This is a genomic window from Reyranella sp. (assembly GCF_965279625.1).
Taxonomy (GTDB): domain Bacteria; phylum Pseudomonadota; class Alphaproteobacteria; order Reyranellales; family Reyranellaceae; genus Reyranella.
In genome coordinates, this window is sequence record NZ_OZ257251.1 from 1,909,877 (window position 1) to 1,926,352 (window position 16,476).

At 66.3% G+C, this 16,476-nt stretch carries 14 protein-coding genes; 1 reads left to right on the forward strand and 13 read right to left on the reverse strand.

Annotated elements, in window-relative coordinates:
* Positions 1 to 31 precede the first annotated feature (31 nt).
* The 11 genes from ACQY78_RS09335 to ACQY78_RS09385 form a co-directional block, all read right to left on the reverse strand.
* Entirely contained in the window at positions 32 to 457 is a 426-nt protein-coding gene (locus tag ACQY78_RS09335) for a DUF2948 family protein (RefSeq protein ID WP_428684909.1), read from the reverse strand.
* Positions 458 to 462: 5 nt separating this feature from the next.
* Positions 463 to 1,746, reverse strand: a complete 1,284-nt coding sequence (gene murA, locus ACQY78_RS09340) for a UDP-N-acetylglucosamine 1-carboxyvinyltransferase (protein ID WP_428684911.1) — start codon at positions 1,744 to 1,746, stop codon at positions 463 to 465.
* 12 nt (positions 1,747 to 1,758) lie between these two features.
* Positions 1,759 to 2,313 (reverse strand): dCTP deaminase, encoded by a 555-nt coding sequence (gene dcd, locus ACQY78_RS09345; protein WP_428684913.1) that lies wholly within the window; start codon positions 2,311 to 2,313, stop codon positions 1,759 to 1,761.
* A 33-nt stretch (positions 2,314 to 2,346) separates the two neighbouring features.
* Positions 2,347 to 2,523 (reverse strand): hypothetical protein, encoded by a 177-nt coding sequence (locus tag ACQY78_RS09350; protein ID WP_428684915.1) that lies wholly within the window; start codon positions 2,521 to 2,523, stop codon positions 2,347 to 2,349.
* Positions 2,524 to 2,598: 75 nt separating this feature from the next.
* Positions 2,599 to 5,694 (reverse strand): efflux RND transporter permease subunit, encoded by a 3,096-nt coding sequence (locus ACQY78_RS09355; RefSeq protein ID WP_428684917.1) that lies wholly within the window; start codon positions 5,692 to 5,694, stop codon positions 2,599 to 2,601.
* A 22-nt stretch (positions 5,695 to 5,716) separates the two neighbouring features.
* Entirely contained in the window at positions 5,717 to 6,847 is a 1,131-nt protein-coding gene (locus ACQY78_RS09360; protein WP_428684919.1) for an efflux RND transporter periplasmic adaptor subunit, read from the reverse strand.
* Between the two features lie 56 nt (positions 6,848 to 6,903).
* Positions 6,904 to 8,439, reverse strand: coding sequence for an efflux transporter outer membrane subunit (locus ACQY78_RS09365; protein WP_428684921.1), 1,536 nt, complete (start codon positions 8,437 to 8,439; stop codon positions 6,904 to 6,906).
* Positions 8,440 to 8,455: 16 nt separating this feature from the next.
* Positions 8,456 to 9,154, reverse strand: coding sequence for a CerR family C-terminal domain-containing protein (locus ACQY78_RS09370; RefSeq protein WP_428686346.1), 699 nt, complete (start codon positions 9,152 to 9,154; stop codon positions 8,456 to 8,458).
* Between the two features lie 217 nt (positions 9,155 to 9,371).
* Positions 9,372 to 11,168 (reverse strand): acyclic terpene utilization AtuA family protein, encoded by a 1,797-nt coding sequence (locus ACQY78_RS09375; RefSeq protein WP_428684923.1) that lies wholly within the window; start codon positions 11,166 to 11,168, stop codon positions 9,372 to 9,374.
* 2 nt (positions 11,169 to 11,170) lie between these two features.
* The gene (locus ACQY78_RS09380; RefSeq protein WP_428684925.1) at positions 11,171 to 12,148 is read right to left on the reverse strand and encodes a Bug family tripartite tricarboxylate transporter substrate binding protein; all 978 of its coding nucleotides are present in this window, start codon (positions 12,146 to 12,148) and stop codon (positions 11,171 to 11,173) included.
* A 37-nt stretch (positions 12,149 to 12,185) separates the two neighbouring features.
* Complete coding sequence (locus tag ACQY78_RS09385; protein WP_428684927.1) at positions 12,186 to 12,971, reverse strand: enoyl-CoA hydratase; 786 nt, start codon at positions 12,969 to 12,971, stop codon at positions 12,186 to 12,188.
* Positions 12,972 to 13,049: 78 nt separating this feature from the next.
* On the opposite strand from ACQY78_RS09385, the gene ACQY78_RS09390 reads away from it, so the two are divergent.
* Complete coding sequence (locus ACQY78_RS09390) at positions 13,050 to 13,964, forward strand: PaaI family thioesterase (protein WP_428684929.1); 915 nt, start codon at positions 13,050 to 13,052, stop codon at positions 13,962 to 13,964.
* Here ACQY78_RS09390 and ACQY78_RS09395 read toward each other — a convergent pair.
* Positions 13,928 to 14,284, reverse strand: a complete 357-nt coding sequence (locus ACQY78_RS09395; protein ID WP_428684931.1) for an Hpt domain-containing protein — start codon at positions 14,282 to 14,284, stop codon at positions 13,928 to 13,930. The genes ACQY78_RS09390 and ACQY78_RS09395 overlap by 37 nt on opposite strands.
* Complete coding sequence (locus ACQY78_RS09400) at positions 14,281 to 16,407, reverse strand: ATP-binding protein (protein ID WP_428684933.1); 2,127 nt, start codon at positions 16,405 to 16,407, stop codon at positions 14,281 to 14,283. Before ACQY78_RS09400 ends, ACQY78_RS09395 begins: the two co-directional genes overlap by 4 nt.
* Between the last annotated feature and the right edge of the window lie 69 nt (positions 16,408 to 16,476).

Sequence of the window (16,476 nt, forward strand, 5' to 3'; positions counted from 1 at the left end):
GAATGCCCGCCCCTGATCGGAGCCGGAAAGGCTATTCGACCGGGTGGGCGGGCTTCCACGGGGTGGGCCAAGGCTCCCCAACATCCCCCAAATGGCATGCGAGCCGGCCGATTTCCAGCCGGATAGCCCGGCCCGCCGAAAAGCGCAGCAGGACTGAATGGTCGTTCTCCAGCACTACCGCGAGCAGTTCCAGCATCCGATCGGGCTCAGCCGTGGGGATGTCATGGTGCCGCACGGCCGTCACATCGTTGAAAACGAGGGCGGAATGGGTCCGGGAATGGCCGGTTCCAGCGTCCGGATCGGCTTCCCAGCGGAACCGGTTCAGCAGCAGGACGAAGCGCCTTTCGTCCTTCAGGAAGGCGCAGTCGCGGACCGCCACCAGCGCGTCCTGGATGGCGGCCGAAAGGATGGCCAGGTCGTCGGCATCGAGCGCGCTCAGCTTCAGCTTGGCCGTCATGCGCTTCAGCCCTTCAACCGCTCGATGTCGGCGCCACAGGCGCTGAGCTTCTCCTCCAGCCGCTCGAAGCCACGATCGAGATGGTAGACGCGATGCAGCATGGTGTCTCCCTCGGCCGACAGGCCGGCGATCGCCAGCGACACCGAGGCACGCAGGTCGGTCGCCATGACCTCGGCGCCGCGCAGCTTCGGAACCCCGCGCACCAGCGCCGACTGGTGATGGATGGTGACGTTGGCGCCCATGCGCGCCAGTTCCGGCACGTGCATGAAACGGCTCTCGAAGATGGTCTCGGTGATCATCGAGGCGCCCTCGGCCCTCGTCATCAAAGCCATCATCTGGGCCTGGAGATCGGTCGGGAAGCCCGGAAACGGCTCCGTCATCACGTCGACACCGTGCAGCGCGCCGTTGGTCCGGTGCACGCGCATGCCCTTCTCGGTGTCCTCGAGGGTGACGCCGGCCGAGCGCAGGCTGGCCGCCACCGTGTCGATCAGGTCGACCCGACCGCCGATCAGTTCGACGTCGCCCGCCGTCATGGCGACGGCCATGGCATAGGTGCCGGTCTCGATACGGTCGGCAATGACCGCATGCTCGATGGCGTTGAACGAGGTCACGCCCTCGATGGTGAGAGTCTCGGTGCCGATCCCGCCCACCGGCACGCCCATCGCCGACAAGCACTCGGCGAGATTGGCGATTTCGGGCTCGCGCGCGGCATTGTCGAGCACGGTCGTGCCCTTGGCGAGCGCGGCCGCGATCATCAGGTTCTCCGTGGCGCCGACCGACACTTTGGGGAAAGTGTAGCGTGCGCCCTTCAGGCCGTTGGGGGCCCCTGCCACCATGTAGCCGCCGTCGATGTCGATCTCCGCGCCCATCGCCCGCAGGCCGGCGATATGCAGATCCACGGGTCGGGCGCCGATGGCGCAGCCGCCCGGCAACGAGACCTTGGCCTGCCCCTCGCGCGCCAGCAGCACGCCCAGCACCAGCATCGACGCGCGCATCTTGCGCACGATGTCATAGGGCGCGGTGGTCGAAGTGATCTTCGACGCCTTGAGCACCATGGTCGTGCCGTGGCTGTGGCCGTTTTCGCCAGCGGTGGCGTCGATCTCCACGCCGTGCTGGCGCAGCAGCTGCATCATGGTCGTGATGTCGGCCAGCCGCGGCACGTTATGGAGGGTGAGCGGCTTGTCGCTCAGCATGGAGGCCACCATCAGCGGCAGGGCCGCGTTCTTGGCGCCGGAGATGTGGATCTGGCCCTTGAGCTGGCGGCCGCCCCTGATGCGAATTCTGTCCATGGTCGCCTCCGCTCAGATTTTCGGCAGGGTGACGCCGCGCTGCCCCTGATACTTGCCGGCCTTGTCCCGGTAGGAAACCTCGCAGGGCTCGTTGCCCTGGAGGAAGAGGAACTGGCAGGCGCCCTCGTTGGCGTAGATCTTCGCGGGCAGCGGCGTGGTGTTGGAGAATTCAAGGGTCACGTGTCCCTCCCACTCCGGCTCGAGCGGCGTCACGTTCACGATGATGCCGCATCGCGCATAGGTCGACTTTCCGACGCAGATCACCAGAACATCACGCGGTATGCGGAAATATTCCACCGTCCGGGCGAGTGCGAAGGAATTCGGTGGGATGACGCAGACGTCGGTATTGCGGTCGACGAAACTCTGCTGGTCGAAGTTCTTGGGGTCGACGACCGAGGAATTCACATTGGTGAAGATCTTGAAGTCATTCCCAACCCGGGCGTCGTAGCCGTACGAGGACAGGCCATATGAAATGACGCCTTCGCGCTTCTGGGCGTCGACGAAGGGCTCGATCATGCCCTTCTCCTGCGCCATGCGGCGAATCCAGCGGTCCGAGAGAATGCTCATTGAGGGCGCTTCTAAACGAGGGAGGGGGTCGGCTCAACCGCCGGTCTTGCCTGCGGTCCGGCCAATGTCCTGTCCCGTATCCGCCGGTTTCGGGACGTCCCCCTTGGCGCGCGCCTGCGCCTTGCGCCGCTTCAGGTTCTCGCGCAGGGCGGCGGCGAGCCGATCGGCGCGTTCGTCCTTCTCCGGGACCTGCTTCGAGGGGATGGTCATCCCGGAGAGGATACACCATTGCGGGTCGGCCGGGGCAGTCCTGTCTGCCGCCCCGGTCGAATATCGGCTCCCGCGTCAGTCGCCCGCCGCCGGGGCCTCGAGGGGCTCGCCGGCCCCCCGCTTCTTCGAATGGTCCGCTGCCAGCATCACGTAGACGGCCGGCACCACGAACAGGGTGAACAGCGTGCCAACCGAGAGGCCGCTGGCGATCACCAGGCCCATCGAGAAGCGCGACAACGCGCCCGCACCGGTCGCCACGATCAGGGGCACGACGCCCAGCACCATCGCCGCCGTGGTCATCAGGATCGGCCGCAGACGGATGGCAGCGGCTTCCTGGATGGCCTCGCGCCGTGACTTGCCGGCTTCCTGCAGTTCGTTGGCGACTTCGACGATCAGGATGCCGTGCTTGCTGATCAGGCCCATCAGGGTAACCAGGCCGACCTGGGTGTAGATGTTCAGGGTCGCCCCCGGCATGCCCACCGTGCTCAGCGCCATCAGGAAGATGAGCGCCCCCGCGATCGACATCGGGACCGAGAACAGGATGATCAGCGGATCGCGGAAGCTCTCGAACAGCGCGGCGAGCGACAGGTAGATGATGATCAGCGCGAAGCCGAAGGTGACGATGAAGCCACCGCTCTCCTGCACGTACTGGCGCGACGCACCGCCATAGTCGATCGAGTAGCCCTGGGGCAGAGTGCGCTGCGCCAGCTCCTTCAACGTGTCCAGCGCCTCGGCCTGCGACACGCCGGGGAAGGCGACGCCCTGGATGGTGGCGCTGTTGAGCTGCTGGAAATGGTTGAGCGACTGCGGGATCGCCTTGGTGGCGATCGACGCCACGGTAGACAGCGGCACCGTCGTGCCGTCGGCGGCCTTGATGTGGTAGTCGAGGATCTGGTCGACGTTCTGCCGCGACGACTGCTGGACCTGCGGGATCACCTTGTAGGAGCGGCCGTCCAGCGCGAAGTAGTTGACGTAGCCGCCGCCCAGCATCGAGCCCAGGGCGCCGCCGATATCGCTCATCTGCAGGTTCAGCGCCGAGGCCTTGTCGCGATCGATTACCACCGTTGCCTGCGGCGCGTCGATCTTGAGGTCGGTGTTGAGGAAGATGAAACGGCCCGTGGCGAGCGCTTCCTGCAGGAACTTCTGCGCCACGTCGTTCAGCGCCTCGAAGCCGCCCGTGGTGTTGATGACGAACTGGATCGGCAGGCCGGTCGAGCCCGGCAGCGGCGGCGGCTGGAAGGCCACGACCTGCGCGCCGGCGACACCTGCCAGCTCCTGCTGGACAATCGGCTGAAGCTGGTTGGAGGTCATGGCGCGCTTGTCCCACGGCTTCAGCACGTAGCCCGCGATCGACTGGCCGGGCACATCGAGCTGGAAGACGTGATCGGTTTCCGGATGGCTGGCGCCGATCTTGTAGATTTCGCGCGAATAGATCTGGCGCTGGTCGATGGTCGAGTTCGGCGCCGAGGTCGCCAAGCCGATGATGATGCCCTGATCCTCCTGCGGTGCCAGTTCACTGCTGGTGGCGGAGTAGAGGTAGAAGATGCTGCCGAGCACCAGAACGGCGAAGGTCCCGGTCACCGGCAGGTACTTCAGGCTGCCGGTCAGCCAGCGGGAATAGCCGCGCCGCAGGCGGTCGAAGACACGGTCGATGGCGCGGATCAGGCGCGCCTCCAAGCCGCGGTCGTCGTGACCGTGCGGCTTCAGCATCAGCGAGCACATCATGGGCGAGAGCGTCAGCGCGACGATCGCCGAGATGGTGACGGCCCCCACGAGGGTGAAGGCGAACTCGGTGAACAGCGCACCCGTCAGGCCGCGCTGCAGGCCGATCGGCACATAGACCGCGACCAGCACCACGGTCATGGCGATGATCGGCCCGCCCAGTTCGCGCGCCGCCTGGATCGCGGCCGCGAAAGGCTTCTGCCCCTCCTCGAGATGGCGGTTCACGTTCTCCACCACGATGATGGCATCGTCGACCACGAGGCCGATCGCCAGCACCAGCGCGAGCAAGGTCAGCAGATTGATGGAAAAGCCGAAGACGGCCATCATGGCGAAGGTGCCGATCAGCGACAGGGGAATGGCAATCACCGGGATGATCACCGAGCGGAACGACCCCAGGAAGGCGAAGACCACCAGCGTCACGATCACCAGCGCCTCGAGCAGGGTGTGGATCACCTCCTCGATCGAGCTGTTCACGAATTCCGTCGAGTCGTAGATGATCTGTCCGTTCAGCCCCTGCGGGAGCTGCGCCTGAATCGACGGAAAGACATCCTTCACACCCTTGATCACATCGAGGAGGTTGGCCGCCGGCGCCACCTGGATGCCGATATAGACCGCCTTCTGGCCGTCGAAGCTCACTTCAGATTCGTAGTCGTCGGAACCCAGGGTCACGTTGGCCACGTCGCTGAGGCGAACGATCGCGCCCTTGTCCTGCTTCAGCACGAGGTTGCGGAATTCCTCCAGCGAGCTCAGCGCCGTCGACGCCTTGAGCGTCACCTGCACCATCTGACCCTTGGTCGTGCCGAGGCCTGCAATGTAGTCGTTCGCCGTCAGCGCCAGGCCGACATCGGCCGCGGTCAGGCCATAGGCGGCGAGCTTCTGCGGATCGAGCCAGGCGCGCAATGCGAAGTTCTTGGCGCCCAGCAACTCGGCCGTCTGCACGCCTTCGACCGCCTGCAGCCGGGGCTGCACGACGCGCACGAGATAGTCGGTGATTTGATTGGGGGCCAGCTCCTTGCTGTTGAAACCGATATACATCGCGTCGATTGTCTGGCCGATCTTTACCGTCAGCACGGGCTGCTGCGTCCCGCTGGGCAGCCGGTTCAACACCGAGCTCACCTTGGTATTGATCTCCGTCAGGGCCTTGCTCGAATCGTAGTTGAGACGGAGATAGACCGTGATGGTGCTGACGCCGCTCTGGCTGGTCGAAGTCATGTAGTCGATGCCATTGGCTTGGGCGACCGCCTGCTCCAGCGGAGTCGTGATGAAGCCGGCGATCACGTCGGGATCGGCGCCGTAGTAGGTCGTCGTGATCGTGACGACGGCATTCTCGGTGCGGGGATATTGCAGCACCGGCAGGGCACTGATGGCGCGCAGGCCGACGACCAGGATCAGCAGGCTCACCACGCTCGCCAGCACCGGGCGGCGGATGAAGATATCGGTGAATTTCATGGGACGATGTCCTGCAGGCTGGCTATTTGTCGGCGATCTTCGGAGCGGCGTCGTTGGTCGGCACCGCACGGTTGTCGACCAGCACCGGCACGCCGTTGCGCAGCTTGATCTGGCCGGAGGTGACGACCGTGTCGCCTTCGGAAACGCCTTTCAGGATCGCCACCTGGTCGCCGCGCGTCGCGCCCGTCGTGACGAAGACCTGTCGCGCGACGAGCGCGGGCTTGGCATCGGCGCCCTTGCCCTTGTCGTCGACGATGTAGACCAGAGAGCCGTAGGGGTTGTAGCTCACCGCCGTCTGCGGCAGCGTAACCAGGCGCTGGGCCGTGCCGGTGTCCAACTCGACCGTGGCAAACATGCCGGGCAGCAGCTTCTGGTCCGCGTTCGGCAGGGTGGCGCGCACCTGCACGTTGCGGCTACCCGTCTCGATCTTCGGATTGATGGCCGTGATCTTGCCTTCGAAGGTCCGGCCGGCGAAGGCGTCGATCTTCGCCCTCACCCTGTCGCCGACCGCGATCTGCGCCACTGTCTGCTGAGGCAGCAGGAAGTCGACGAAGATGGGGTCCAGCGACTGCAGGGTCGCAATCATGGTGCCGGCCGCCAGGAACTGGCCGAGATCGACCTGCCGCAGGCCGAGCTTGCCGTCGAACGGCGCCCGCAGCGTCTTCTTGTCGAGGATCGCCTTCTGGACGGCGACCTGCGCGCGGGCGTTGCGCAGATTGGCTTCGTCGCTGTCCACGACTGCCTGGCTGATTGCCTGCGCCTTGAGCTGCTTGACGTCACGGTCGTAGGTGATCTGCGAGAGGGACGCCGTCGCCTCGAGAGACTGAAGTCGGGCTTCCTCGTCTTCCTTGCGCAGGGTCAGCAGCACCTGCCCGGCCTTCACCTCGTCGCCCGACTGGAAAGTAATCGTCTCGACGACGCCCGCCACTTCAAGCGACAGCTCGGCCCCGCGCACGGCGCGCAGGCTGCCGACCGCATCGATCTTGGGTTGCCAGTCGCTGGTCTCGGCCTTCGTGGCGGAGACGGTCTGGGGCATGTTGGCCATGCCGGCCATGGCTTCCTTGATCTTCCCGTTGACGAAGGTCTTGAAGCCGAACAACCCGCCGAGCACCGCGCCGACGAGAATGAGCATGATGAGCATTCGCTTGATCATCTTATGCCTCTTGAGCTGATCAGGATGACTTGATGTGAATTCGAGGGAGCGGCGGGTCAGTGACCCGCGCGCGGAAGCTTGATGTCCTGGATGGGCGGCAACGCGAAGCGCGTCGGCTTGCCCATCGATTTCGGATCGACGTCGCTGCGGTTCCACCAGCCACCGCCCAGCGCCTGAAACAGCGCCGCCGTGTCGGAGTAGCGCGCCGCCTGCGCCTTCAGCCGGTTGATGACTGCGGTCTGGTACGTCTGTTGTGCATTGAGCAGAGTGAGATAATTCACGGCGCCCAACTGGTACTGCTGTTCGGAAAGCCTGAGGCTCGCCGCCGCTGTCTGCTCGGCAGCGACCTGGGCGCGCAGCGTGTCGGCATCGTACTGCACGGCACGCAGGGCGTTGGCGACATCCTGGAAGGCCGACAGCACGACGCCGCGATACTGCGCAGCCGCGCGCTCATAGGCCGCGATCGCGGCTTGGCGCTGATGGTCGAGCCTGCCGCCGTCGAACACGGTCTGCGCGATCCCGAGGCCGATGCTCCACACGCCCGAGCCCGGCACGATCAACGAGCTGATCCCGCCCGAAGTGAACCCCAGCATGCCGGTGATGGTGAACTGCGGCATCTGGTTGGCGACCGCGACTCCGATGTCGGCGCTGGCGCCGCGGAGCTGTGCCTCGGCGGCGCGCACGTCGGGCCGCTGCTCGACCAGGGACGAGGGCAGGCTGAGCGGCAGTTCCTGCGGCAGCTTGAGCTTGGCGAGATCGAAACTCTCGCCGCGATCCTGGTCCGGCGAACGGCCGACCAGGCGCATGAGCTGGTTGCGCTGCTGGGCGAGCTGCTTCTGCAGCGGCGGCAAGGTCGCCTGGGTCTGCGTGAGCGTCGCCTCCTGGGCCAGGACGTCGGCACGCGAGGCGCCACCCAGGTCGAACTGGCGACGCACCACCGTCAGCGAATTGTTGAGGATGTTGATGATGTCGTTGGTCGCGTTGATCTGGGCTTGCAGCGAGGCAAGGTTGATCGCGGCGACGACGACGTTGGAGGACAGCGTGAGATACGTCGCCTCGAGCTGGAAGCGTTGGTTCTCCGCCGCGGCTTCCTTGGATTCGACCTGGCGCCGCACGCCGCCGAATACGTCGGGCGTATAGGAGATGTTGAGCGACGCCGCGGTGACGCCGTACATGACCGCAGCGCCCGTCTGCCCCTGGGAAGCCGGAGAGGCGAGCTGCTGTTGCCCCGAACCGTTGCCGCTCAACGTCGGGAACAGGCCGCCCTGCTGGGCGAAGTAGAGTTCCCGCGCCTGACGCAGCGCCGCCTGGGCGGCGTCGACGTCGGGATTGGCGCGCAGCGATTCGCGGACCAGCGTGTCGAGCTGCGGCGACTGGAACAGCACCCACCAGTCGCCGGGAATGTCCTGTTCCGGCACGAAGGTCTGGGCTCCGCCACCGGGCCCTGCCGCGGAGCTGGTCTGCGGCACTAGCGCCTCGGGCGTATAGCCGGTCGATGTCGGCTTGTCGGGTTTAACGAAATCCGGACCGGCCGTGCAGCTGGCAAGAAGAAAGGCCGTGAGGGCCACGAGAAAGGGCGAGCGCCTGTTCATGTTCGTACTCGCGAATCTATTTTTCGGGCGTGACCGCGCGGCAGATGGCAAGCGTCTGCTCGCGCACGATCTGCTTCATCAGCTGGACGTTTTCACCCTCGAGACCGACCGCTTTGAGTATGGGTCGTTTGTGGTTGTTGCAGAAGATGACGACCTGGCCGATCAGCGCCATCGTGCGCATCGTCATCTCTGGATCGGCTTCCGACTTGCCGTGAACGCGGGCGAACAGGGCCAGGCAGGGATTAAAGATCTGCTGCATGCCGTTCTCGTGCATCCGGTCGAGCCCGGGCGTTTCTTCGACCTCGGCGCGCGCGAAGATGAGGCGTCGGCTGTCGACCTGCGGGCCGCTCGTCACCACCGTGACGAAGGCTTCGAGCGTCTGGCACAGAAGTTCGGTCAGTTCGGGCGCCTTCGCCTCCGGACCTTCGAGTGCCGCACGGACACGCGGCAGCACCCCGGCCATGTGCCGCTCGGTGTCGGCGACGATGTCCTCGATGATCGCCCGATAAAGGCCTTCCTTGTTGCCGAAATAATACTGGATGGCCGGCAGGTTCACGCCTGCGCCCTCGGCGATCTGCCGGGTGCTGGCGCCCTCGTAGCCGTGAGCGGCGAACAGATCGAGCGCGGCTTCGAGGATGCGTCGACGGGTATCTTCGCCCCTCGCCTGGGTAGCGGGTCGACCGCGGGTCGGGGACCCGGCTTGTGTCTCGATCATGGTCACCTGGGAAACGCTGACCCGCTCCTTTTATTGTCGGTCGATATACTATGTCAATCGATAGATATTATACGCGGGCAACGCAAATTGCAGCCGTTTCGCCGGACGCGGCTCCGCGCTCAATTTGTCGGGGTCTTGAAAACGGCGATTGCCGCCGGAATGCCCGATCCCGGCGGCTGAGCGAACTTGCAGCGCTACCGCGAGGCAGCGAGGGAGCTTAGGAGGCGAGCTTCGCCGCCAGCGCCTTTGGCACGCGGACCGGCATGTCCAGCAGCATCTGGGCAAATGCCTTAGCCAGCGGATCGGCCTTCAGGGAGGCCATGCCGCCGCCGCCGAGCGCCTTGCGCAGCAGGAAGTTGAACCCCTTGATCCCCGGCAGACGCCAGCGCGTGACCGGTCCCTGGATACGGTGGGCGAAGTACCTGGCCACCGCCTCCTCCGTCACCTCGGCCTCGAGGATGGGCTCGTACTCCGGCTGGCGCGCGAAGATGCCGATATTGGCATTGTCTCCCTTGTCGCCGGAGCGGCCGTAAGCCAGCGCGATCAGCGGCACGGTCGTGGTGTCGCCCGCCGGCAACGGCGCCGCGGCCGACGCTTCGACCGGAAGCTGTGCCGTGGTGAAGCCGCCGCTCAGCGCGCCTTCCTGCATCGCGATCTGATGGCCGTCGACGTCGACCGTGACCGGCACCATCGACTTCGGCACGAGGCAGGAGAACATGCGGATGACGGGCGACGGCGAAACGCGACCGGCACCGAAGCTGCCGGTCATGCCGACCACGCCGCCGGTCGACATCGGCGAGATCTCGCGTCCAAGAAGCGACAGCGCTTCCTTCTGGTCATGTTTGGCGGCGATCTTAACGACGACCTCCCGGGCGTCGGGCACGCGCCCATGCGGCCCGTAGGTCGCCTCGCTGCCGATCACCTCGATGCTGACGTCGCGATAGTCCGCCATGCCCTTCTCGGCGAACATGCGGCGCGTCTTCTTGAGGATCGACTCCGCACTGTGGCGCCCCTTGGCCACCGCCTCGCGCCCGCCCATCATGAAGATCGAAGTGAACTTGTAGCCGTCGGGCCAGGTCGTCGAGACCTTGTAGGTGTCGGTGGGCGGCCGGCCCCGGGCGCCGCTCACCCGCACACGGTCCTTGGCCACCTGCTCGTAGGTCGCCTGGGTGAAGTCGCACACCACGTCTGGCACCATGTAGGCGCGCGGATCGCCGATCTCGTAGAGCATCTGCTCGGCCACCGTCGCGGTCGTGATGAGGCCGCCGGTATTGTCGGGCTTGGAGAGGACGAAGCTGCCGTCGCTCGACACTTCGGCGATCGGAAAGCCCATATTGTCGTAGTCCGGCACCAGCCGCCAATCGGTGAAGTTGCCGCCGTTGCACTGCGCACCGCATTCAATGATGTGGCCGCACAGCGTGCCGGCGGCGAGGCAGTCGAACTCCTCCGGCGTCCATGAAAACGCGTGGATCAGGGCACCCAGCGTCACCGCCGAATCGACGCAACGGCCGGTGATGACCACGTCGGCGCCTTCCGAGAGCGCCCGGGCGATCGGGAAGCCGCCGAGATAGGCGTTCATGCTGGCGATCTTCGACGGCAGCTCGGCGCCCGTATCCATCTCGCGGATACCGGCGGCACGGAACTCGTCGACCCGCGGCAGGATGTCGTCGCCGAGCACGACGGCGACCTTGAGCGTCACGCCCGCCGCCTCGCAGGCCTTGAGCACGGCGTCGCGGCAGGCCAGCGGATTGACGCCGCCGGCATTGGTCACGACCTTGATCTTCTTCTCGGCGATCTCGCGCGCCAGCGGCGCCATGACGACCGACACGAAGTCGACGGCATAGCCCGCCTGCGGGTTGCGCAGCTTCTGCGCCGCCATGATCGACATTGTCACTTCGGCGAGATAGTCGCTCACCAGATAGTCGACGTTGCCGCGCCGCACGAGCTGCACGGCGGCGGTCTCGGTGTCGCCCCAGAAGCCCGAATGGCAGCCGATACGGACTGTCTTCGACATGCTCACCCCTCCGGCTGGATGCCCGCTTCGCGCGCGAGCTTCGTCCATTTCTCGATCTCGGCCTTCTGGAAGGCCAACAGGTCCTCCGGCGAGCCGAGTTTCAGGATCACGTTGAAGTCACGCATGCGCTGCTGCATCTCGGGCTTCGAATACTCTTCGCGAATGATCGCGTTCACCTTGTCGACGATCGGTCGCGGTGTCCTGGCAGGCGCGAACATGGCGTACCAGCCGTCGAGGTCGAACTCGATACCCTGCTCGCGCAGCGTCTTGAGGTCGGGCAGGTTGGGCGAGCGTTCGCTCGAGATCGACGCGATCGGCTTCACGCGTCCCGATTTGATATGCGGCAGCACGGTGCCCATGTCGGCGACCATGTACTGCAGCGTGCCACTCAGAACGTCGTTCAGCGCCGGTGGTACGCTCTTGTAGGGCACCTGCACCGCATCGAAGCCAAGCAGACGCTTCAGCGTTTCGCCGGCGACCACGCCGGTGCTGTTGCCGGTGCCGTAGGAAAGCTTGCCCGGATGGGCCTTGGCGTAGGCCACCAGCTCCTGAATGGTAGCGAAGGGCGCGCTCGGATGGGCGACGATGCAGAACGGCACCAGGCCGACGAGCCCGATCGCCTCGAAATCCGTCACCTGGTCGTAGGGCAGGTTCTTCACCAATGCCGCGGCGGCGGCATGCGAGGTGTTCGAGGTGAACATCAGCGTGTGGCCGTCCGGCGCAGCGCGCGCCACGAAGGCGCCGGCGATCGTGCCGTTGGCGCCCGGCTTGTTGTCGACGGTGACCGGCTGGCCGACCTGGGCGGAGAGCTTCTCGGCGAAGATGCGCGCCATCGTGTCGGTACCGCTGCCGGCGGCGAACAGGATCACGATGCTGATCGGCTTGGTGGGCCACCCAGCCTGGGCCAGCGCCGCGGTCGATGCAGCCGGCCCCAGTGCCGCCGCCGCCGAGGACACGAGGAACTGACGCCGGTCGATCATGGTCTCGTTTCCTTCCCTGTTTTCTTTCTTTATCGTCTTACTTCTTCTTGCGATTGACGAAGGCTCTCATGCGCTCGATGTGCTCGCCCTCGGCGACCGACTGGGCGAAGGAATCGATGCCGGCTTGCACCGCCTCGTCGAGCGGCAGTCGCTCCCAGCGCCGCATCAGGCGCTTCTGCGCGCGCACGGCGAGCGGCGTCGCATCGACGATCGAATGAACGCAGCGCTCGATCGCCGCGTCGATCTTCGCGGTCTCGACGACCTCCTCGACCATGCCCCAGGCCTCTGCCTTGCGGGAATCGATGTTCTCGCCGGTCAGCAGCATCCACGAGGTGCGGCCCCAGCCGATCAGGCGGGGCAGCAACGCCGCCTCGACGACGGAGGGAATGCCGACCTTCACTTCGGGCATGCCGAAATGCGCGGTATCGGTGGCGATACGCAGGTCGCAGGCGGCCGCCACTTCGAGACCGGCACCCAGCGTGTAGCCTTCCATGCGGCAGATCACCGGCACGGGGCAGTCGCGGATCGACTGGCAGAGCTTGTGGACCAGGGTGATGAAAGCGCGGCCATCCTCGGATGTGCGCATCCCCGCCATGTGGTTGATGTCGGCGCCACCGATGAACGCCCGGCCGCCGGCGCCCGAGAAGACGACGACACGCAGGTCTTCCTCGGCCGACAGCGCATGGAAGGTTGCGGTGAGATCGTGCAGGGCCGCCGGGTTCAGGACGTTGAGACGCCGCGCATTGTCGAACACGAGATGGGCCACGACGCCGGCATCGCGCTTCTCGCGCCGGACCTCGATCTTGTGCGTGGCTTCCGCCATGACGTTTCGCTCCGTGGCTCTTTGTGATTGGCTGATTCTCCCCTATTAGAACCCGCCAACGCAGCTTCACAAGAGCCAATGCCCGACACCATTCCCGACCTTGCCTCCTGGGGCATCGACCTCTCCCGCTACACCGTGTTCGTGCCGCCGGATCCGTTCGAGGACCATGTCGGGCCGTTCTATTTCGACCTCCAGGGCGATGCCCGTCAGGCGGGCACGGTTCATTGCGTGCTGCCAACGCTGGCGCGCCACGGCAACTACATGGGCGGCGTGCATGGCGGCGGCATCCTGACCTTCGCCGACTATGCGCTCTGCCTGGTGGCCGGCCGCGCCGCCGACGGCGGGACCAACAGCTCCTTCGCCATGACGGTGAGCATCGCCGTCGAGTTCCTGAACGGTGCCCGCATCGGGCCGCCACTGGAAGCACGCGGCGAGCCACTTCAGGTCACGGGCCGTCTCGCCTTCGCGCGTGGCTCGATCACCCAGGAAGGCCGCACGATCGCCCTGTGGTCGGGCGTGTGCCGGCACGTCGCCCGCGCCAAGGCGATGGCGCGCAAGGACGAGCAGGCACCGTCACGCATCGCGCTGCCACCGCAGGTCGTGCCCGAGGGGTTCGAGCCCTTCAAGGCGAGCGCCTACTCCACCCATATCGGCCCGGCCTTCGTGCGCAAGGAAGCCGATGGCGCTTCGCTGGTGCAGCCGACGCTGGCACGCATGTGCAACTCCGGCGGCGCGCTGCATGGCGGCTACATGATGAGCTTCGCCGACACCGCCATTACGCGTGCCGCGGCGATGACGAGCGATCTCGCGCCGACCACCGTCTCCTTCGCCGCAGAGTTCCTCGCCGCCGGCGACATCTCCGCGCCGCTGTTCACGCGGGTCGAAGTCCCCAAGCAGGGCCGGTCGATTGCCTTCCTGCGGGGCCTTCTGGAACAGAACGGCAAGGCCCTGCTCTCCTACTCCGCAACGGTGATGCTGCGGCCGCGGGCCTGATCCGCGCCCGCCTGGGCAGCCACCCGCGCCACTTCCAGCGCCAAGGCTTTGACGAGGCCGCGTACGCCCGCCAGGTCCCGCGCCCGGGCCGCGCGCTCCACGGCGTCGGCGACCCCGCCGAGCGCCACCGCACCGATCATGCCCGAAGCGCCCTTCACCCGGTGAGCCGCCCGCGCGATCGTCTCCAGATCGTCGGTCCCGCGAATCTCGTCTTGGGCGCCGCGCGCCATATCGAGGAACTCGCGTTCGATTTCGGCGAGCGTGGACACGTCGCCACCGAACAGTTCCACGAGCCGGTTGCGATCGTAGGCCTGGCTCATGTCGCGTGCTCCCGTCGTTCATCGCGCAGCCAGATGTCCAGGGTCGCCTTCAACTGTTCGATGCCGAGCGGCTTGATGATGAAGCCGTCCATGCCGGCCGCCCGACTGCGCTCTTCCTCCGACTCGAGCGCGCTGGCGGTGACGGCCAAGATCGGCAGGCGTGCGCGCCCTGTCGAGGCCTCGTCTTCGCGAAGGCGCCGCGCAAGCTCGAAGCCGTCCATATCGGGCATCTGCAGGTCGGCGAGCATGAGATCGTATTGGCCCGAGCGCCACATCGCGAGGGCCTCCTCGCCGCTTGCCGCCACGTCAGCCGAGGCACCGACCAGTTCGAGCTGCCGCGCCAGGATCTTGCGGTTGACCGAATTGTCGTCGACCACGAGCACGCGGCCCCCCGAACGGCCGACCGGGCCAGGCGCCGGGGCCGCCGGCGCAGCGCACGACACCCGCCCCGCCGCCTGCGCGATCGTCCGCACCAGCACGTCCCGCCGCCACGGCCGCTTGAGGTCGGCGAGACAGAGCTGTTCCTTCGCGCCTTCGATCGTCACTGCCGTCTGCGACGACACCACGACATCGACTTCCGCGCCCGCGTCTCGCAGATAGCGCGCGATGGCGCCGCTCTCCTGCGGGTCCGGCAGAGAGAGGACGAGGGAAAGGTTCTCGAGCGGGAGGCTGCTGGCCGGGACAACACTCGGCGGTGCCGCCTCGAGCTTCACCGTGACGATGAAGGTCGAACCAACGCCTGGCGCGCTGTGCACCTCGACGCCTCCATGCATCGCCTCGGCGAGGCGGCGCACGATGGACAGGCCGAGACCGGTCCCACCGAAGCGGCGGGTCGTCGAACTGTCGGCCTGGACGAAGGGATTGAACAGCCGGTCGCGCTGGGCGGCCGTGAGCCCGATCCCGGTGTCGACCACCCTGATACGAAGCGCGAGTTCCCCATTATTCTGCAGGCCCGTCCGCTCCAGGAAGACCCGGATGCTGCCCTTCTCGGTGAACTTGATGGCGTTCCCCAGCAGGTTGAACAGGATCTGCTGCAGTCGCAGCGGATCGCCGACCGCGCGAGCGGGCACATCGGACGTCACGTAGGCCGACAGGATTAGGCCCTTCTCCGCAGCCCGGGCGGCCAGCGCCTCGGCCGCCCCTTCGATCAGCTCGACGGTAGAGAATTCGACCTGCTCCAGATCCAGACGCCCGGCCTCGATCTTCGAGAAGTCGAGAATGTCGTCGATGATCCGCAGCAGCGACGCCGCCGAATAGCGAACCGTTCCCAGCTGGTCGCGCTGGTCGGGCGAGAGCTCGGTGCGCTCCAGAACGTCGATCATGCCCAGCACGCCGTTCATCGGCGTCCGGATCTCGTGGCTCATGGTGGCGAGAAAGGTCGACTTGGCCTGGTTGGCCTTCTCCGCGTCGCGCTGAGCCGCAAGCGCGGCGTCGCGAGCCTGTCGGGCCTCGTCATAGGCGACCTGCAGCCGGCGCGCGAGTTCGTCCTTTTCGTAGGCGAGGGCGATATTGTCGTACTGCCAGCGGTGTACGTCGCGCACATAGGCCATGAGGTGGGCGACATAGGCGGCACCGGCAATGCCCACGATCTGGTAGAACGGATCGCCCGAGGCGACCAGAACCAGCAGCAACGGCGCCGCGGTGGCGACCGCGAAGGCATAGAAGGTCGGCGGATGGGCCGAGCGGATCGGCACGCCGGTGGTGACCGTGGCCAGCAGCACGAGCCCCAGCAGCATGCGCTGCAACTCGAAGTCCCTGGAGGCCAGCAAATACCCAGCCCAGCCACAGCAGGCTCCCCCGAGGAAAGTGAAGGCCGCGAACCACCGGCCCCAGCGCAGGGCATGCTCATCGTCGGGCCGGGCGCGGGCGAAACGGTGGCGAAGAAGGTCGAAGCCCAGGGTCACGGCGAGGTAGGCCCCAAACGGTCCGGCCAGTTCGACGAGGTCGATCTGCCGCCAGTAGATGGCGGCGATCACCGGCCACAGCACGAAGGAAAAGTAGCGCGACGGCGCCGATCCTTCGAACAGTCGCCGCACCAGCTCGGCACGGACGAACCGGTCCTGGCCGGCCGCCTCCCCGGCGTCGACCTGATTGGCGGCCGGGTCAGCGGCGGCGAGCGACATCAACCATCTCGAGACCAGGGTTTGAGCCGCCACCCCACGGGGCAGCTAGAGCTTGCGGATTTCCCGCAG